This is a genomic window from Pseudomonas fitomaticsae (genome assembly GCF_021018765.1).
Lineage (GTDB): Bacteria > Pseudomonadota > Gammaproteobacteria > Pseudomonadales > Pseudomonadaceae > Aquipseudomonas > Aquipseudomonas fitomaticsae.
In genome coordinates this window covers 1,858,131-1,878,045 of the sequence record NZ_CP075567.1, presented here as the reverse complement: position 1 = coordinate 1,878,045, position 19,915 = coordinate 1,858,131, and the positions used below count along the sequence as shown (strand labels likewise).

15 protein-coding genes are annotated in these 19,915 nt (G+C 52.0%); 2 read left to right on the top strand and 13 right to left on the bottom strand.

Annotated elements, in window-relative coordinates; genetic code table 11:
• Window positions 1-39 precede the first annotated feature (39 nt).
• The gene (locus KJY40_RS08450; protein WP_230736131.1) at window positions 40-2,658 is read right to left on the bottom strand and encodes a UvrD-helicase domain-containing protein; all 2,619 of its coding nucleotides are present in this window, start codon (window positions 2,656-2,658) and stop codon (window positions 40-42) included.
• Between the two features lie 262 nt (window positions 2,659-2,920).
• Between KJY40_RS08450 and KJY40_RS08445 the strand changes: the two genes are divergently transcribed.
• On the top strand, window positions 2,921-5,506 hold the full coding sequence (locus KJY40_RS08445; protein ID WP_230736129.1) for a DEAD/DEAH box helicase: 2,586 nt from the start codon (window positions 2,921-2,923) through the stop codon (window positions 5,504-5,506).
• Between the two features lie 212 nt (window positions 5,507-5,718).
• Here the strand turns inward: KJY40_RS08445 and KJY40_RS08440 are convergent, their stop codons facing one another.
• The 10 genes from KJY40_RS08440 to KJY40_RS08395 all read right to left on the bottom strand — a co-directional run bounded on the left by KJY40_RS08440 (window position 5,719) and on the right by KJY40_RS08395 (window position 14,195).
• Complete coding sequence (locus KJY40_RS08440) at window positions 5,719-7,536, bottom strand: SMC family protein (protein ID WP_230736127.1); 1,818 nt, start codon at window positions 7,534-7,536, stop codon at window positions 5,719-5,721.
• Window positions 7,536-7,988, bottom strand: a complete 453-nt coding sequence (locus KJY40_RS08435; RefSeq protein WP_230736125.1) for an ABC-three component system middle component 2 — start codon at window positions 7,986-7,988, stop codon at window positions 7,536-7,538. The genes KJY40_RS08440 and KJY40_RS08435 overlap by 1 nt, the downstream gene beginning before the upstream one ends.
• Complete coding sequence (locus KJY40_RS08430; RefSeq protein ID WP_230736123.1) at window positions 7,964-9,043, bottom strand: ABC-three component system protein; 1,080 nt, start codon at window positions 9,041-9,043, stop codon at window positions 7,964-7,966. Before KJY40_RS08430 ends, KJY40_RS08435 begins: the two co-directional genes overlap by 25 nt.
• A gap of 52 nt (window positions 9,044-9,095) precedes the next feature.
• The gene (locus tag KJY40_RS08425; protein ID WP_230736121.1) at window positions 9,096-9,401 is read right to left on the bottom strand and encodes a hypothetical protein; all 306 of its coding nucleotides are present in this window, start codon (window positions 9,399-9,401) and stop codon (window positions 9,096-9,098) included.
• Window positions 9,402-9,567: 166 nt separating this feature from the next.
• The gene (locus KJY40_RS08420; protein WP_230736119.1) at window positions 9,568-10,374 is read right to left on the bottom strand and encodes a hypothetical protein; all 807 of its coding nucleotides are present in this window, start codon (window positions 10,372-10,374) and stop codon (window positions 9,568-9,570) included.
• Between the two features lie 36 nt (window positions 10,375-10,410).
• Window positions 10,411-10,923 carry a toll/interleukin-1 receptor domain-containing protein gene (locus tag KJY40_RS08415; protein ID WP_230736117.1) on the bottom strand — a complete coding sequence of 171 codons (513 nt, stop codon included), beginning with the start codon at window positions 10,921-10,923 and terminating at the stop codon, window positions 10,411-10,413.
• Between the two features lie 160 nt (window positions 10,924-11,083).
• Complete coding sequence (locus KJY40_RS08410; protein ID WP_230736116.1) at window positions 11,084-11,476, bottom strand: hypothetical protein; 393 nt, start codon at window positions 11,474-11,476, stop codon at window positions 11,084-11,086.
• On the bottom strand, window positions 11,477-12,250 hold the full coding sequence (locus KJY40_RS08405; protein ID WP_230736114.1) for a toll/interleukin-1 receptor domain-containing protein: 774 nt from the start codon (window positions 12,248-12,250) through the stop codon (window positions 11,477-11,479).
• Window position 12,251: 1 nt separating this feature from the next.
• Window positions 12,252-12,869, bottom strand: a complete 618-nt coding sequence (locus tag KJY40_RS08400) for an SLOG domain-containing protein (protein ID WP_230736112.1) — start codon at window positions 12,867-12,869, stop codon at window positions 12,252-12,254.
• Window positions 12,870-12,950: 81 nt separating this feature from the next.
• On the bottom strand, window positions 12,951-14,195 hold the full coding sequence (locus tag KJY40_RS08395) for a toll/interleukin-1 receptor domain-containing protein (RefSeq protein WP_230736110.1): 1,245 nt from the start codon (window positions 14,193-14,195) through the stop codon (window positions 12,951-12,953).
• 287 nt (window positions 14,196-14,482) lie between these two features.
• Between KJY40_RS08395 and KJY40_RS08390 the strand changes: the two genes are divergently transcribed.
• The gene (locus tag KJY40_RS08390) at window positions 14,483-15,220 is read left to right on the top strand and encodes a serine protease (protein ID WP_230736108.1); all 738 of its coding nucleotides are present in this window, start codon (window positions 14,483-14,485) and stop codon (window positions 15,218-15,220) included.
• Between the two features lie 6 nt (window positions 15,221-15,226).
• Here KJY40_RS08390 and gmtX read toward each other — a convergent pair whose 3' ends face one another.
• Both gmtX and gmtZ read right to left on the bottom strand, forming a co-directional pair.
• Window positions 15,227-15,823 (bottom strand): gamma-mobile-trio protein GmtX, encoded by a 597-nt coding sequence (gene gmtX, locus KJY40_RS08385; RefSeq protein WP_230736106.1) that lies wholly within the window; start codon window positions 15,821-15,823, stop codon window positions 15,227-15,229.
• A gap of 127 nt (window positions 15,824-15,950) precedes the next feature.
• The gene (gene gmtZ, locus KJY40_RS08380) at window positions 15,951-19,808 is read right to left on the bottom strand and encodes a gamma-mobile-trio integrase GmtZ (protein ID WP_230736104.1); all 3,858 of its coding nucleotides are present in this window, start codon (window positions 19,806-19,808) and stop codon (window positions 15,951-15,953) included.
• Between the last annotated feature and the right edge of the window lie 107 nt (window positions 19,809-19,915).

Below are 19,915 nucleotides of genomic sequence, written 5' to 3'. Positions count from 1 at the left end.
CCCCCGCCCTCTTGCAGTCCACCTTGCCGCCTGCTGCGGCTACCTCGCTCTTGTCGCTTTACGCTTTATGCCGTCAGAAAGTGGAGTCGGTCGGGGAGTTGCGACATTCCAGAAGGCCTCGTGTGCCCTGATGTGGCGACTTGCTTTCTCGGAGGCAGGAACCTTCTCCTCCCAGGAGATGTACCAATAGCAGTACGTCACGGCGCGGGTGATCGCGACGTAGGCTGTACGCAATGCTTCCTGCTGCTGGGCCGTATCGTATCCGCAGGGATCACTAGGACTACCCATACCGGCCTGGGCATAGAAATCGTTTCTCGATGGCGACGAGGTTGTGACCTCACAATCCCCCAACAAAAAGACTGCGTTGGCCTGTAAGCCTTTGGAGGAGTGATAGGTCAAAAACTTGATTTTCTTGCTTCGCTTGTCATCGCGCGCTCGTTGAATGATGTGCGCGAGCTTGTCTTTGGCCTCCTTTTTAGTCTCACGTTTTCGGTAAAGAACCAGGATGGAATGGCCGGCATCGTAATGCCACTCAAACATCTGCGCCACGTGCTCCCAATCGAGCTCACGAACCGATACCGGTATCTGGTCATCGATTACAGTCTTGTTGACTGCCACACCATGCTTGTCCTTGAAGCCCGGCGTCTTTTTCACAATCGACTCGGCGGCATCGACCACGAGCTGGTGCGACCGATGGTTTTCTTGCATGAACACCTGGGTGTGTTTAGGCGACACGAACTCTTTGCCGAATTCCATAAGGAAACGTGGTGAGCTGCCACGCCAACCGTAAATGCTTTGCCAATCATCGCCCACGGCCATCAGTGATGCGTAAGCCGGTGCCCCAAACGTTCTGACCGCCAATCCACGTGCTTCGACCTCCTGGAAAGTCGCTCTCACCCACGAGATCGTGTTGGCTCCGACGTCCTGGAACTCGTCAATAAGTAATGTCGTCATGGGGCGGAGGACGCTGTCCGGCACTGCCCCAAAATTCTTCTGACCACGCTCGCTGAACATCGCGAACATGCTGTTGAACGTCATCACGGGCGGACTCATACTCAACAGCTGTTCGTTGAAGGCTGCCCAATAGATGCCCAAGGCATGGAAGAAAGCGGCATCTGGATCATTAGGGTACATTCCCATTTTTTTGATCGCTTCGACGGCATCCAGCCCAAGGTTCTCAATGAACGAGGCTGTGTTGTAAAACGCCTCCATGATGTAGGTGGAGCTGATCTCACCCTTGACCTTGTAAAAGAATTTCGGGCAAGCGATCGCGCGCCCCCTGAGTGCATCGACCGATGCAGCGGCATCCACGTAGCTGCTCAGGTAGACGACCCTGGGACTACAGAAAGCCTGAAACAGCGTACGCTTGTCACGGACATGCTTGCGCAGGAACCAACCGTACTCGACCTCAAGCTTCAGATCCTCTGGCTCAGAACGATCCACTCCGAGAATGACGTAGGTGTTGTATTCAGGGATGTATCCGTTTACGTGAAAGTCCTTTCCGAGCAACCTGATCTTCTTTTGGGTAGGCTCGACTCCCTCGATAGGCCAATGCCCAGCATCGCTCCAGAGACCTTCGAGGGTTGTGCATAAGGCGCGATCGAGCTTCGCCATCGCCCAGGCCTTGTCCTGGCGCTTTTGCACCTCCGGATTGTCCTTGTCGAGGGACTCCAAAATCAGCGAGCGCTGGTAGAGGTGGCCAATTAACGACCGGAAGGTGGCATTCGTTTCGTAGAGCTTTTCATACAGCGAATTCATCAGGTCGAGCTGAATTTCGCCCAACTTCATCTGAAGCGTTGATCCCTCCTTCTCGTCCTCATCGGGCTTGCTATCCAAGAACTCGAAGGCCTTCACGTCTCTCAGGTCATTGATGCTCTTGGCAAACGACAGAATGCGTGAATGGAAGGTGCGGACGATCTCAAGCGACTTCTTCTCGCTGACCTCGTAGCCCCAGAGATCAAATACTTCCCGCACCTTTTTCGCGAAATCAAGCTTCGACTCCTTGGTGAAGGTCACGACCGTCAGGCTCGAAAGATCAATTTTCAAATAGTGAAAGAGAACAATCAGTCGCAACACCATGGTGGTGGATTTTCCACTACCAGCCCCCGCGACAACCGAAGTGGTGGGTGTCGTCGACAAGATCATCTTCCACTGGTCGTCAGAGGGCGGCTGATCAGGGAGATAATGCACAACATCCTGACGAATCTCGGACTCCATTTCCGGAGTGATGGCAAATCTCCAGTCCTTGAAAAGGGCCGACTCCTTGATCACTGGCGAACCGGGCTCACTAATGGCCCCTGGTCGCAGCTCCACGATTAGCTTCCCTTCATCGAGCCCTTGGGAATGTCCCTGAGAGAAGCCTTCTTTCAATCCTTCGCTTTTGCCTTCCTGATGCCCTTCGGTTCGACCTTCAACCCGACCAAGCTCCACTCCGTGGTCTCGACCTGCATGAAAACCCTCCCCGACACCTACCACATGGCCCGCCTTCCACGCTGAGAGCTGTTTGAAGCCTGTGGCATCGAGAATCAGATTGGTAAGGCGACCGAAAAATCCGCCTTTACCCGGCAGTACACTTTTGTTTGGTGCGGGCGGTTTGCCCTCAAACGAGGCATTTGCCTGAGGCAATGGGGAGTTGGGGTCGGTTGATGGCGAATGCACTAGCTAAGGGCTCCCTGCTGGCCTTGAGCGTGCCGGGCAACCCGATCACGTCTTCTTTGAAGAAAGGCCAAAGGTTACCACCATAATTGTAACGCCAAGCTTCTAACACGCAGGTTTGCTCTGATTTCAGCCTTAATTGGCCATTAATCCCCTGAGCCTGATCTAAGATGCCAGCAAGGTGGCGCGCGAGGAGTTTATTTTGCAGCATCGCCATGACCTTCAGCAGCAACGTGTTAAGAAGATCAATCTCAAGGAGTGAAGAATGGCTTTCAAGACCCCGCCTACCGCCTCAACTGTTCCAGAAACTCCCGACAAGCTATTCCGAGAGCTTACTCGTCGCAAATTCCCTGACGTACTGCCACACCAGGCCAGCATGATGCAGGCCTATGCTGCGAAAGCGATCAACACTCCAGATGTTGCACTCCAGCTACCGACGGGGAGTGGCAAGACACTTGTAGGCTTGTTGATTGCGGAGTGGCGTCGACGCAAATTCCGAGAAAGGGTTGTTTACCTCTGCCCCACCCGACAACTGGTTCATCAGGTGGCCGAGCAAGCAAATGATAAATACGGCCTTTCCGTAGCAACCTTCGTGGGCAAGCAGCGTGACTACTCACCTGGGGACAAAACGGACTATCTCCAAGCTGACAAGATCGCAATCACCACCTATTCCGGCCTGTTCAATACAAACCCCTTTTTCGACCAGGCCGACGTCATTTTTGTGGATGATGCCCACGCCAGCGAAAACTACATCGCCGCCCATTGGACACTGCGCGTCAGCCGCGTGGAAGACCGCCACAAGGCTCTCCATCAAGCCTTGAGCAACGCAGTCGCGCCCTGCCTATCAGCCACTGACCTATCTCGCCTGCGAGGCGTCTGGGAGGACGTGGTAGACCGTAATTGGGTCGACAAGCTGGCAACCCCCACCGTTACCCGTCTTGCCCCGCAAATCATCGAAATTCTGGACGCCCACACCAACGGCACCGAACTGGCTTACCCATGGTCATTAATTCGAGGGCATTTGGAAGCATGCCATATCTATCTCACCTCCCAGGAGATCTTGATCCGGCCCTTGCTCCCTCCAACCTTTTCCCACCCAGCATTTGAAACCGCCAAGCAGCGCATTTTCATGTCTGCCACCTTGGGCGCTGGTGGCGATCTGGAACGCCTCACTGGACGGAAGTCGATCTTGCGATTGCCAGCGCCGGACGGCTGGGACACACAAGGCGTAGGTCGCAGGTTCTTCATCTTCCCTGAAATGTCTCTGACGCCAGATCAGTCGATTGAGCTGAGAAGACAATTGATGCGGCGGGCAGGTCGCAGCGTTGTGCTCGTCCCAAGCGACAAGGCAGCGACTGCCATAGCCGAAGATATCGATGAAAATTTGAAGTTCCCGGTTTTCCATGCGAGCGACATCGAAGAGTCCAAATCCGACTTTGTCGGACTGCCCCAAGCGGTTGCCGTAGTGGCCAACCGTTACGACGGAATTGATTTCGCAGGTGACGAGTGCCGGCTGCTGTTCATCGAGGGACTGCCCAAAGCGATGAACGCCCAGGAACGATTCCTGATGACGCGCATGGCAGCCAATGCGCTGTACAACGAACGTATCCAGACTCGTGTGGTTCAGGCTATTGGCCGATGCACGCGCTCTCTAGAAGACTACTCAGCAGTGGTTGTATCCGGAGAGGAATTGCCCGATTACCTGGCTGACGTCCGCCGTCGTCCGTACTTTCACCCGGAGCTCCAAGCTGAGATCAGTTTCGGAACGCATCAATCGAAAGACACCGGACTGGCTGACCTGATGGAGAACTTCAACATTTTCCTCAGAAACGATTGGGATTGGGAACATGCCAATCGGCAGATTCTGGAAGAGCGTGACCGAGCACAGCAGCAATTCATGCCAGCAATCCAAGAGCTGGCAAAAGCAGTAGGTGCTGAAATTGATTATCAGACAGCACTCTGGCGACATGACTTTGATGGCGCTATCGCCGCTGCCGATCGTGTTCTTGGGACACTGGCAGCTCCCGAATTACGAGGCTATCGAGCGCTTTGGAACTACTTAGCCGGCTCAGCCTGTCACCTCGCCGCGCTGCGCGGAAATGCAGCCATGGAGGCAAAGTCCAGGCAATACTTCAAAGACGCTCACGGATGCGCCCCAAATATTCCGTGGCTCACGGCCTTTGCGCGCAAAGAGGTTGGTGAGGCTGTCACAGCCCAGGCGGATGACATTGCATTGCAGCAGCAGGTGGAACGGGTGGGGGCAGAACTGACACGCCTGGGGGCAACCCATGACCGCGATTTTGCAAAGTTAGAGCAGTCCATTCTTGAGGGGCTACGACACCCTGACACCTTCGAGAATGCGCAGAAGGATCTTGGATCGCTGCTCGGCTTCAATGCAGGGAAAGTTGAAAGCGAAGGTTCACCGGATCCTTGGTGGATCTCTGGTGGGCGTTGCATCGTGTTCGAGGACTACGTGAACACCACTGATGGCACGCTGAGCGTCAACAAAGCTCGCCAAGCCACATCTCATCCAGACTGGATGCGGGCAAACGTGGCCGAGTCCACAGAGTGCGAGTTCCAAACGGTGCTCGTTACGCCGGCGACCAAGATCAGCGCCGCCGCAACCTTCCACGCTGCAGGACTACTTTACTGGGAACTCAATGACTTCCGGGTCTTCGCCGCCCATGCGCTACAGGTGATCAGGCAGCTTCGGACAACCTTCTTCGAGCAGGGTGATCTGGTCTGGCAAGCCGAGGCCGCCGAGCAGCTCAAACAGCAAGGCTTGGATTTTGCCTCAATTTGCAAGTACCTGCTGACCAAGCCTGCTGTGGAGTGCATGCAGGCGGTCTAACTAGGCCAGCGGGCGTGCAATTCAGGGGGAAGGTTAGCCTTCCCCCCTTTTGGATTTTAGCGCGATGGAAGCCAGGCCCTAGCGCTTCGCCCTTAATCTCATGCACGAATGATTCAGCTATTCGAACGACCAGAGACTACGATATTGCTGGCCAGGCGTTCAGTAGGTCGATCACCATGCCGAGTGACGGGTGACCGACTTGCATCATTGGATCAGCCTCTCAGTGGAAAGAAGCCATATCTCCCAATCTTTTTGCTTTTCGTAAAGTGCTGGTAGTTCATATGAGGGATAAGCGCCATATCAGGCTCCTTGTTCTCAAATACAATCACTTGAGAATCTTTGAAGTTATCAGCAATATCCTGATAGAACGCATAAATCACGTCCGCAGCTACTTCCTCATCACCTTCCTCTGGCTCCGGATCCCCTTCCTTGTACGTGGTCAGCGGCGAATCGAGCACTACAAAGCCAGGATGGCGCCCAGATAGCTTCAGTAGATTCATCAACCCCAGAGCAAAAGCAGAGGAAGCGATGGCCCGATACCCTTTCCCGAAATTACCTCTCGCGCTGCCGCCAATGGTGATGTCCCGCGCTCCGAAGTCGAACTCCACTGGGGAGTAATTCGGGAAGCTCCAACGCTGCAAGATGTCCTGAATCTCTTTCACCAGCGGCTTGGCAGACTCCTCAAAGCTTTCAGGGGTATAGGTGTTTTGCTCCTCAAGCAGCAGAACACCTAGTCGTTTCAGCTCTTCTTTCAGCTTGGCCTTATCGGTAACGAGTCTATTCAGCACCGAATGATCATGCTTGAGGCACGAGGCAAGCTCCTTCAAGTCACTCACTGCCAGCACCGAGCTCTGGAGCTCCGAAGTTATCAGTTTCTCTAATACCGCTATTGAGGTCTTGGTGCTCTCAGCACTAGTACTGTTCGATTCAATCGCTGCCGTGAGAGATCCCTGGGCTTCAGCAAGCTCGTGAATGTTCTTCGATATTCGATCCAATTCAAAGGAGACACCCTTTTTGATGTCATCTACGTCCGTCGTGCATGACTCGGAGTCAAAATGATTACCACACGTTGGACAAAGCACGGAATCTGAGTCATCAAGCAGGCCTGCCGCTTGCTCAATGCCCTGCAGACGCTGGCGGTCTGATTCGTACTTCTGCCCAAGCATGTCAAATCGGCTAAGGAGTACCTTGTCTTCAGCAATTTTGCCTTCGACCACCTCCAGCTCAGCAATTTGATTGGCTTTCTGGGTGAACAAGTCTTCACTTGAATGAAACGCGCCTTGCAATTCATCTTCAGCCTGCTTCAGTCGAAGCGCGACCTGGTCGGCAAACGAACTGAGCTTCTGGAGTTCAAGGCATTCAGCGGTGTCGTTACCCGGATATAACTGCTTGATGATTTCTTCGACAGCATTAAAGCGGTGCTTCAACGCTCCCTTTGACGCCAACTCCTTTTTGGCCTGTTTAACCCCTGCATCATCCATCCCCGTAAGCAGCAGCTTCAGGATGGACTTCTCTTTAGGCCCCTCATTATTCTGGCCTGTACCTAGAGGAGAGTAGTCAGCCACAATTCGCGTCTCATCCATCAAAAAAACTTTTTCGAAATCGCGAAGTGTGAAAGAAGCATTACTCAGAGAAGTTGTACCTTTCAGCAAAAGCTTCCCATTCAGTCCCAACCTATTCAAAAACTGATTGGAGACCGAACTCATATTTCTAGGATTGTGCTTAACCCCCAGAGTCTGCACCTTACTCTCTTCATCATAAAAATTCGGCTTGGAGCTTGCGGTGAGTTCCCTCACAATGGTGAAGAAACGCCCATCATCGTGCACAAACTTCACCTTGACGGTGGTATACCCTCGCGACTCCTTAATAGTCTTCGGTGGCTTGGTCGCACCAAGGGCGAACTTTATGCACTGAACGATGTATGACTTACCGGTATTGGATCCACCTTGAACAACATTGGCGCCCTTCTCAAAAAAAACAGCAGCATCTGCAAGCTCAGGGCCACTCACAATAACACTTTCAATAAACATCAGACCGCCCTCTCAACTTTATAGATGGTGAGACGCTGAACCATGAGGTAATCAATATTCTCCTCAACCCAAGATACACGCCGTCTGAAATCAGCGTGATAATCAGTCGTCAACTTGGTGGCAAAAGCCCTGCCCTCGTCAGTGACGGCATATCGAAAGCCTTGCTCATCAATCTGAGAGTTCATCAAACCCTTTGAGGTAAAAAGTTTGATAGCGCCAGGAAAAATTTCCCGTCGACGAACCAGCTCAGTCAGACGATTTACCATCATGGGATGCAAGCTTGGCCCCCCTTGAAAGTCACCACTATAAATTGATGCGTAATCCAAGAAAATCAGTTCGTCCAGATCAAGCGTACGGGTAAGGCCTGCGAGCAACAAAACAATACGCGCGCCAACCTCCACAGGACTATTGTACAAATCCTTTGATTTCATGTTTTTTTCTTCTTCACCCAAGTGAACTTTCGATCATTCACTAACTGATGGCATAATCCCTTACGATCGGCGACTTGCAAGAAATGACGGAGCGGATGAGAGTCGTATTGTACACACACAGCGTGCGTGCTCACTTTAAGAAACCGTTGGAATCCATCATCGTGTTTCTCGTGCAAGACACTGTCTATGCCCTCATGGCATTCTGCTTTAAGCTTGTCATAGCAGTCCGCAGGAAACCCATCCCGAGAAAATACTTCTAAGTACTCAGCACTGAAGAAATTTATCCGAGCCCGATCCAGAATATTTTCATACTCACTCTCCATGATGCTTTCAAATGAGTACTCAGCTCCATCAGCCTCTGAAAAAGCGTCCAAGAGAGCTCCAATATAGACCTTCTCGTTATCAGCGACGGTCTTTGGCGCGACCGCTGGAGCTACAGGACGCTTTAGATGATAGCTACCAAATCGGGACGTGTGATATGGCGTCCGGGCGTGCATCTTTATCAAGTCTAGCGAAGAGATCTCATCAACAAACGAAAAGTCGATGGTCTTTAGATAATCTAGCAGGTCGCCCTCTAAAGGAATTGATTCTTTGCTAGTAATTTTATTCTTACACGCCTTATCCCAGCGCTTGATTATCTCTCCCTGGATCCGAGTCTTTTTGGTAAATATGCCCATGCAAGGCGCACTGCACCCTTTCGGGGTCACAAAGCGGTATTTACGTGGCAGGGTGTATTCATTTTTCCAGGTGTAGTAAACGAGTTTGCCAAGTTCAGCAGCGACGTCAGCAATACTCAGCTTCTCTTTGTAGTGCTTACATTGAAAGTTATCCCATCCTGTTGCGAACTTAGCGATGACGTCACGCCCCATATCACCGCCGCCGCCACACAGCGTTACCGAGTCATAGTCCTTATCTAGGTAGGATACGAATTCGGAGGTAAAAACTTCCCATTCAGGCGCCGACATGATCTGCAGACGATCTAGTGGCTGAACTGGCGCACCTTTCTCAACATCTAACGCCGTAAGCTCGAACTCAGGGGGAGGAGGAGTCTTGATGGGTATTTCACCAATTGGCATTAGCTGCACCTCCGGAAAGGCACTGTGATTGCTGAATTGCAATATGAGAACATCATAAGCCGAGGTCGCGCTCCAGCTGAAGAGCTTGGATATGATTAGGCATATCACCAATTATTTTATTCGGATTTTTCCGCAAGGCACCCGTGAGCTTTTTCAGGAAACGCTGATTCAACTCCATATTTCCCGCGAGCTCATCAATGATGAATTCAGGGTGAACATCAGCGCCTTCCAGCCCAATTATCAGTGCCGCGCGGGCTGCACCAATGGGCTTATCCATCACATATTCGACCAGATCAGCGGGATGAAAAGCGTATTCCTGCTTCTGTTCCTGTCCCTTTTCCTGTTCCTGCTCACTCATGCATGAGTACCTTGGTTATTGAGATGTTGTTCTTGTGGGCGAACCGGCCCGAAGCGAGCAAGCCCTTCAAGCCCTTCATAGCACCTTCCATCGGCACTCCTGCGCCAGGCGCCGGCGATGGTCGACTGCCCAGGGCGCGCAACGGTGGCGATGGTCTCTGGGGCATTCAGCTATTGGGAGTTCTCTCCCACTGAGGATTCACCACCAGCAGCTCTGAATCGAGCACTGTACGGGAGATCAATGACAGCGTCTCAAGCGAAGGCCGGGCCCGGATCACCCTGCTCAACTGCTCAGTATCGATTTCCTTCGGTCGAGACCAGTTGTCTTTGAACCGGCGCAACTTGGCAACCTTCACTGCCTCAACGATTTCATCCCCCAGCCTGATCACCCCTTCCGTACTCAAAGGCTCCGGCGGAGGACTTTTCAGGCTTCCGGTAAGGAAACGGCTCAATTTATCGAACTTGACCTGGGCAGGCTTCTCGGAGCAGCGGTAAGCCGTACCCACCCGCCTGAACACCACGTAATGGTCTTTATCATCAGGCAGTGGCCCAATATCTGATGGTCGAAAAGCCACCGAGTTATCCAGGATTTGGTCGTTTAAATAGTGCGTGTTGAGCTCCGCAGACTGAAAAAATATGGGGGCCACGTAGGCCACAAGATGTCCTTTGCTTTCAAGATCCAGAAGCAGATTGTGCTGATCTGATCGCTGAAGTGAATGCAGATGCCAGCGGTAGTAAGGCCCACCCATTAGCTCGTGTTCTTTCGCGTTACTCCGCCCCATGTAGTGGCTCAACTTAAACTGTAAAAAGAGCGGAGTACCTCCAACAATCTTGACGTCATACCCTCCTCCCGCCTGGCCCTCAGCATACAGCGTCGGAAATTGAGGAGCTGCAGCGATCGAAGACCCCAGCAGTTTCACAACCTCGCTAGTCACTGCATAGCCATACGAAAATTCGGAGATGCTTGGCGTCATGATGATCCTTATCGAAAGCCTGAAATTCCATTAGCACTAAAGTGAACGCGCGGTAACACCATCGTTGTATCGACGTGGATACCAAGCAGCCAACCCACCTTCGTTAGCTTCGTCTATCCGCCTGTAGATATCGACGTACTCATTCCCGTACGTCACACCGCGCTCATGGGTAGGGATGACAAATATACTTTCATATCGCTTCACACCATCGGCGTAGCCAATTTCCCATGGACACCATCTTGATGCCAACGAGTTCGGTGTTGCCAGAAACAAAAACAGGTCGGCTTCAACAATCCTGTTTTTAATCTTCCTGGCCGTGTCACCATTTGTTGTCGCTGGCATCTCGCTGTCCATCCAATCGACATAGAGATGCAGCCCCTGCTCCCTGAAGACCTGAAGCAACCCCAGAACCGCTGTTCGATCCTGGTGGCTATGGCATAGGAACGCGGTCTTGTAACCCAGCGCGCGGGCGCTCTGGGAGTTTGTAGCTGTAGAGTAATGGCGGCTACGTGAGGCCGCAGATCGAAGGTTACCGAGGTCAACGGGCATTGCTGGCTATCCTGTTAAAACGCCATGGCAGGTCAAGACTCTGGGCACCCACAACTCTCATATGGCCTGCCTGCGCTGGGGTCTTTGCCGTGGCGTTGTTGGGCTTGGGTGTTGGATGAATGGTGTTGTGCTGGCCGTTCGCTTACTGGTTAACCGACTGTCACAGGATGCTTGCCGCAGCCGTAACAGAAATGATCACTGCACCATGGAAAACCAGCAGCGTTTTCGAAAAACAGGCCTGAAAAAAATCACGATTGCCATTGGACACCACAAGCGTCATCGCAAAATCGACCTCATCCGGAGTCAATCGGCGCACCTGGTCATAAAGGCTGCGGTAGTTGCGCTCCAGGGCCAGGAAGTAACCATCCAGGCCCCATAGCGCAATCGCGGGCACCAGGGAATAAATCGCAAAACCCTTGTTATCTTGAGCCGCAGCAAGCGCAAAAAGCCCGGAGATCAGTAAGACCGACCACCCCTTGAGCAAGAAAGAGTTGGTAGACAAACGATTGATGACGGCCTGCACAAACTCCAGGTGTTTTAGCTTTCTATCCACTTAGTAGACTCTGCTCTGGCCGCGATAAAGATTTTTTGCTGCCATTGCAAAGCCTTGAGGGTTTCCGGAGTTGCTATAGCCTCTAACCCAGGCCGAAAAATCTCGGTACGTAAGTGGCTTCAAGTGCTCAGTATGAGCCTTGTGGTAGATCGGCAGAGAGTCTGTTGAATAAGACTCCAAAGCCGCATCAAGCATATTTTTGTCCTGCTCGATTTGCCAGACCATATGACTAAACATCAACTCCATATGAATCCAAGCAGAGTGAGTCTTTTTCTCATCCTGGACGGAATGTTTAGTCGAAATAGAGTTCTCAGTATTCAAGAACAAAAGCATCGACGAGCGCATGATCATCTTCTGCAAAGCGCTGGCCAAAATCATATTTACATGAGCCGCAGAGCGATTGAGTCGTTTATAGTCGTATGCTTTCTGCCCCAAAGGTATGGAGTATTTGTTATCGATTGCCCTGAGCAGCTCGTAAGCCGAACCCCAGAACATCGAATCAACAAATGCAACAATACCTTTCTTTCCTAGATTATGAGCCAATTGAATGGCCGCATTTTGGTCATTGAACGAATGAGAGATAAACACATCGCAATGCATGGCGGGAAACAGATGCTTAGCGATCAATTCCGCATCAATGCTTTTGCCATCATCCAGGAAATATTTTTGTAAGGTAACAACCTTCTTGCCAAGCTCATTTTTGTAATCCATCAAAACCAGAGGATCAAGTGCCAGCTCACCTGAACCAAGCTCCATGTCGAAACCGTAATGCATTTCATATCTCCCTGTTTAAGTTCATACCGCGCTTGAGCCTCGGAGTAGGTACATCTTTCAGCAACTCTTTGCCAATCTTCAGGCCTTTGCCAAACAGCCCATCATAATCAAGCAGCTCATCATCCTCTACCATCGAACCACCGATAGTTGCTGCCGCACCGCCAGGACTCTTCAATGCCAATACTTTTGCGGACGGGAAGGAATTCCTAAACAGCCTATGCTCATGCTTGATACCTTCCTTCCCGCCAATGAATACCGCAGCGTCATAATCATATGCTGCGAACATCTGCTTCCTTAACACCGCCAGGCTTTTGTCAACTGACTCCAGCGCTGGCGTGAGAATGAAGTTGTCAAACTGAAAACTCTCAGCTGGAAAGCTTTTCTCAAAGTACTGGCTTTGAAAGAGAGTAACTGCTTTCTTATTCTCAACACCCAGCTCTTCACAAACTGCCAGGATCAATGGCGTGATAGATGGATGTCCGCCAAAGACCAGATGCTTACGACCCACAACACTGAACAAGAAGGAGCGCAACGCGGATTGAATCAACACGGGGTTGCAACCCTTGTAGTACTCGCTATCAGAGGTTGGAACGCTAGCGGAAAGAAAAATGCTGCTCATAATTATGGTCTCTGGCTGCTTGAGTGGCTATACATCATCATGACGCCATGTCATCGACCTGGGTCAAGGCTCTCGATGAATCTACACACGAGATTGATGCCACACACTCAACTCCCAGGCAGCTTCATCAGTAGTGACCAGTCGAACGTGATTCTCAACATACTTGCCGAACCACTCCATATGCGCTCGCCATTTCCTTTCCTTAATGCCCACCTGGTTGTAAACAACAGCAACAGGAGGCTGGTGTAGATCCAGGGTAGCCTCATACAACGCATGGCTCGTAGGTACACCGAGCTCGGGATAAACAGCGATCTTCTTTCCACCGATTGAGACGATCAGGCTTCTGCTAACCGAATGGCCCGCGATCTCACCACCATACTCAGCCAACGAGTTCTTTAGCTTGTTGACCACTTTTGAGTACCGATTCGCCACGCTTTGGGTACGAAGCAGCTCGACCATGTGGACGATTTCTTCGATGCCTTCTTCCGCAATCTTTCGGTTGAGCTTGGCATTGATGGCATCGGTGGTGTTGGTGTTGGGACTGTCGCTGCTTGCAGTGACGCCGCTGGAGGTGATGCCATCGGCAGGGGTGAAGGAGGATTCGGGCAGCACGATCTCGCCACCGATGATCTGGGTCGTCTTGGACTCCACCTCCGGCCAAGCCACCCTCAACACCGACAAACCTCGCAAGGTCGCCCGAGCAAATTCAGCACCCGTCCACCGGCTGTCAAAATACCCAGGGGTGTCCAGGTAAACCATCACGTCTGAATCACACAGCTTTTGCCAAAGCACCTCTTGGAAATGCTCGCCGGAATGGATGCCATGAGTGTCGAGGAATACATCGTATTGGCGAGCTGACAGGGCAGCATAGAGTTGCAGGGCTACCTCGGTGGATTCGACTCGACGGTAGCTGAGAAACACACGCCGCTGTCTCGGTATGAGCGCAGCGCTTTCCAGAAGAGCGGTGGTAATCACCTCAACACCGTCGCCCACCTCAAGCCCATTGAGTGCCCCTAGCGCCCCAGGAAACTCCGAGGCAAAGGTACGTTTACTTTGAGCGACAGGTATCAGAGGAACACGGCGCTGGATCAGCCTCTCAACGGACGCTTCTTCATGGCTTGCGACGCTAAAACAGAGTGCTGCACAGCACCGCTCGATAGCAGGGTTGAAATCAAGGATGCTGCCCTCGATCAGGCTCACATCCCGGCCAACCTCAAGCCCAAGGTCTTCCACACAGCGAAAAATCCTACCGCGAAGTGCCATCCGAAGATTTTGCGGAATATCCCCCAGAAGCGCCAAGGAATAGAGGGATGAGTGATCGTCCATTAAGCCTACCCGAACCATACTGATTACTTTGGTGGCAATAGGCTATCAAACCCATTCGCTCTTGGCTCACAAATATTTTTATCAATATTGCCATCAGATATAGATGTTCATCCTAGGGCTGTTTTTTGCGCTCCAGGTAGACTCACAGGCGTTGGTCGAGGATGGACGTGCGCTTGGTACTGACAGGGCACCCGGGGCTCCGCAGGTGCTTCGTCGGAGGCCACAATCTGCCACGAAGACAAGACCTTGGAACCCGCAGCCGCAAGCCGATATTGAGGAGGTTAAAAATGCAGGACTCGGAAGAATTCATGTCAAAAGATGCCTTTACAGACATGATGCTGGGCCAGGTTCATCCGGTGATCCTCAGCAGCGAACATCTCGGCGACTACTACACCCATGGCGGGGTTGGCACTGCTTTTGTGCTGGAGTACGAGGGTGAACTCTTCGTCATAACCGCCATGCACGTGCTCAACAACCAACTCGCCACACATGACGATTTGCGGATTCTGCTGCGTAACGCGCCTATCTCCATCCTGTTTGACCTACGCGCGGTTTTTCCGGAAGAGTCTGACCCCGATCTTGACTTAGACTTGGTCGTCCTCCGTGTGGTGAAAGAACAACATGCTGATTTGTTCGCAGCGGGGCTCACCAGCCTGGACGCCGCCTGCTGTATTAAGGATGAGGATTTCTGTCGCGCGGATTCCTTCCACGTCTTCGGCTATCCCGACGAGGGCCGAGAATACGACTATGAAGAAAAAGTCCTGGGTGCGCGCTTGCACTGGCTCAGGGGAGAACTCTCCGAGCCAAAAATCCGGGGCCTCTCAACTATAGAAATCGTCGGCGATCGCCCGAGCGACTTCAATGGCATGAGCGGCTCAGTGGTAATCGCCGATATCGACGACGTGTGGAAATTCGCTGGCATGGTCACGCTTGCAAACGAAAAACACGGACTTTTGCATTTCATCCCCGCAGAGAAGATTGCTCATCACTTGAACGAAATGATGCTGATGGAGGCACTCTCATGAGCGGCTTCAGAGAAACTTCAGCACCTTCTCAAGCGCATCGAGAGTGCCAGGCTTGAAGATTGCCCTACCCCTCTGGTCGAGCACATCGCCCAGATCGCCGTGCTGTAGTTTGAAATCATTCAAGAAGTCTTTCGAACGCAAGTACTCAAGCGCACGCCTCTCTAATGAGTTGAGCTTGACGTCCGGTGCACCACCCGCGCGGTCGTCAATCCGGATCACCTTTCCAGGGGGATGGATTTCTTTGAGAGCAGCCTGTGCCTCAGCTAGCTCGACGAGAGTCTGCTGAACCAGCAACCGCAATTGTGGATCCTGAATCTCGTCGGCCCATGCATCCCCGCGACGTGGTCGCTTGGGCCTTTTACGACTGGCTGAGGAATTGGCGAAGCATTTGATTAGCGCCTTGTAGTTATCACCGGTGCTGTTGGCGATGCTCTGTGCCTTCGGCACCTTTCTCGACTCCCCGAGCCGCGCGACATTGGCGTAGGAGAAATCAGTACTTTTCTCCGCCACGATTTCCTGGCAAACCTCAAAGATCGCTTCAAGCGAAGCTCGCTGCTTCGGGTTCTTCTCGCACAGCAAGGCGAGCATTTCCTCAGGTGTCATTTCTCTCTCGTTCTCTGGCCGACCCACTCATGCCTAAGCCGTCTCAGAGAGACGGCCTCGTGAAGATACTTTACCGAAGGAGCGATCAATGATGCATCGCTCTCCCGATCTTTTTGATCACAGACGACTAAGCAAAGGCCTCCAGCTCGATCGACTCTGTTTGCTCCATGAAGGGCAAAGCCGTGGAGTTGAGGGATGGCTTCGTCTCCAGCAACCTTGCAAAATCAGGCTTCGAGATACGATCCGGGCCATGCAAGTCATCAATCAAGAGCTCACCAGAGATCAGCTTATTGACCTTATTCCAGCTGTGAAGCCGAGTCAGAAAGAAATCGGTGACCTGGTTACCTAGGATCAGTTGCTCCTTCTCGCTGAGGTTGAACATGTTGGGCCGAAGGTCATTCAACTGCGCCATCCGATCGATTATTTGCGAACGGCGTGGGGTCGCCATGAGAGCAGAAGACGACTGGTAGATCGTGGCGTTCACGCACACCTCGTTCAGATGCTGGTAGAAAGAGGTCTCTTCGTACTCGATCTCGATGTCGCTGCGGTCGGTAGCAATGAGCTGCAGAGGCATCTCCTCTCCTTCTGCTGACACCTCAGCCTGGTTGCTCAAAACGACACGAGAATCATTGATCAGCCGAGTGATTGCCTGCATGTCACACAGGTTTAAATCCATTTTCGTCGCCAGTGACTCCATGTCAGCGTGCAGTCGGCTATTGGCGAGTTCTAGCCCAAGCCGCCTCGCTTCATCAAACTCGATGCCCGCCCTCATGCACATCACCTCCTCACGATCGAGCGCTTGGATCAGCTGCTTGTTCTCGGCAGTCTGCGTTTCCAAAGCGCTGTATTGCTCGAAAACCAAGGTCACGGTCAGACTGATCTCAGTCCACAACGCAGAAAGGCCACCGAGGAATACAGGCCCAGTAATGAAATGCCGGCAGCGCGGGCAATTTTGCATGCCTAGATACCCAGCCGGGGTCGCCCCATAAGCAAGCGAATTGAGCGCCGGCCCGCCATCCTCACACCGTGAACCTGCATACGGACAGATCCCATAGTCGCGCACCAACTGGGTACCCGTCATGCCCGACATCAGCGCAGCGAGAGCTTCCTCACTATTAGCAACCAGTTGATGCCTCAACTCATCGATCCGATTCTGCTCAATCATCAACTGAGCATGCACGGCCTTGTTCATCAAGGCTCGCTTCTCACCCTCTGCCATCGCGTGACGCATCTTCGCACCACCAATTTTGGTGTAGTAGACACTCATCACGATGGAAGCATGGCCAGCGATCTTCATGATGATGTGGATGGGCATCCCAAACTCAGCGACATAAGCGGTAATCAGGCTCACCCGCATGGAGTGCGGAGTGAAACGAGACTCGTAGGCAGTCAACGCACTAGGACGAGCACCTTCTTCAAAGGTTGCTAGCGTCAGGTTCTTGGGCTGGATGTTGTACAGCGCCGCTGCTAAGCGCGTGGTCAGAGGCGGAGCGAAGGTCGGGGGTTGATCCTCACCGAATGCCCTGAACAGGAAAGTATTCGAGCCCTTGCGAGCAAGCTTCTTCTTGGAGAGCCCTGTACGTTTGCTGCAATCCACCCAAGGAGTTAGTCGGGTAATGGGATTGTATTTGCGCTGCCAGTCCCGCAGCACCGTTAACCAATAGATCATCGGTTCCGGGATCCAAGGGACGTCGTAACCGGCACCGTCGTAGGAGGTCTTATTGCTCGTAAAGTGCATGCCCCAACCTGGGTTACCCTCTGAGTCCATTTCGCGTCGCACAAAGCCTTCCTGACGCCCATGCTTAACTAAGGGCCCCAGGTTTTTCACCCAGTCGGGTTTACCATCGACGAATCTGACGAAGTAATCATCTGACTCTCCCGAGTCGTTATACATGATCTGCCGGCCACGGGCGGGTACCGAGACCATGCAATACAGCGCGATCCAGAAGACCGGAATCCACAGGTAGTATTCGCCACCTGATTCCCGCCAAATGCAATTGGGGTCATCAAAGTCGATCATTTCCTTGTCCACAGGATAGTAGTCAGCGTCATAGTTCTGGATATTCTTCAGATCTGCGAACGTCTTCGCCTCCGGCGGGATGATCCAGTTACGAACCTCTTCAACATACTGGTAGGCGAGAACCGGCTTGACGGATTCGGAGGGTTTTTCCCTCTGCCCCATAAATTCAACAGCGGCCAATGGATTGGATGCACCAGGCACGATGTAGACGAAGCCGTTTTCATCCTCCTCAGTGAAGTGACGCTTCAATGCATCTTTCAGGTATTTATTCACCTCGTGCCAGATACGGCGCCCAATGATCGGGTCGGACTCAGCCTGCAAAAAATTGAGGTATTTCTTGGTATCGACCACCTTTTTTGTCAAAAACTCACGCACATTGGCGCCAAGATCGTTCGGCTCGACATAATTTCGCAGAAATTTGCAAAGTGAATGTTCCAACGAACCTTTCACAGGGCTATTGTTAACAAAGTGCGCGATATCATCGTGCCAACCCTTGCTTTTATCCGAGATTTGCTCAAGCCTGAAAGGCAAATCCTGCTCTAAGAATTCAAAGATATTTACCCACTCTTCATAGATCATCTCAGGATTGTAGGGCATCCTCGGATCTTTCAACTTGACACAGAGTGCTCGATAATCAGAGCGAGTCTTGCACTTGTATCGAGTAGCGATCGTTTTAAGGTCTTCAAACGAATAAGGCTCCGGCAGCCCCAACGCATTCGGCCACCCTTTCCACTCCTGCCCAAACACCTCTTCCGGGGCCTCCGGAAGTACAGGGTAGCTGAGGCGGGCTGTCTGATAATCGCTTTTATCCTTCAGCTTGAGGATCTTGATCGCCAGCTTCAGGTCATCCAGAGTGCTGCACGCTTCAGGCATCAAGAAAGTTGGCCAACCTGGAAAATCGGAGAAACGCCTATCAGGCGCGGCAGGCAGACGCGTGTCGACCTTCCAGTTCTTTCGATAGTTTTCTGCACCGAAGAACCTGTGTGGCAATGCTAGCTCGCGTGCCTGCTGCCAGGTCGTGCAGTAGTAGGTTGTCTTTGATTGCGTGATGGGAGCCCAGCCCCTCCAATGAGACAGGTAGGTATTTTCGGGCCGGGGAGGCAACTTAGGATCAGTGCGAAATTTACGAGCGTAGTCTTCCTTAGACGTAACATCCAGAAGCTTTACCGCCTCCATGAACTCGTCAACAGTAGCGTAATAACCGTCAGCTGCTGGATCCCGAACATCAGCCTCATCCCTACCCAAAAATTGACCCCAGTTCTTAAACGCCCAACCATATGTTTTGGCTGGGCTTTTGGGTAGGCGCGGGTCGAGATGACGTTTACGCCTGTAACTGTCAGCGTTATGGATCTCCAGTCGCGAGCATGCTGCAGCGGCTTCTTCGATGGTTTTATATGACGGCTCCTCTGTTCCAAGAAGGACGGGGATACTCGGGAAGTCTTTATAGACCCGAGTAGGAGCACGTGGGATTCTCGGATCTTGCTTACATGCTTTTTGGTAAGCGCGGACAGTGGTCAACCCCAAGCTCCGAACAACCTCCTGCAGCTCATTTAATGTGTAGAACTCTGGAATACCAAAAAACTCATTCCAGCCAACCCACTTACCCGCGTACACTTTTATAGGACTTTTTGGCAGATCGTCATGCTGCTCCTGAAGAGTTCGGTAATCTTTAATTTTTGAGACACCGCACTCCAATACGAATGCCTTGGCTTCTTCGTAAGTCTTAAATACTTGAGCAACAAGGATTGGACGGCGCGAACCATGATTGAAAGTTCGAGTTGGCCTTTTCTTTGTAGGCTGTGGCGAAGGGTTATTATCGTACCCCTGTGCAAACTTTTGATTTCCAGCCTGCTCAACCTGGCCTTGTTCAGCTTGGCCTTGATCAACTTTAGATTTTTCACCTAGACCAAATTCTTCATTTGCTTTCTTCTGGGCATAGTTCTGCTTGCCGCCTGACTTGGCCATGGGCGCTCTCCAACGTTTGATCTGAGGCCAGCAAAACTACCTCAAATAAAAACGACTGAAAAGACCCACTTAATTGTGAAAAAAGCAATTTATGCCTAATTCTAAAT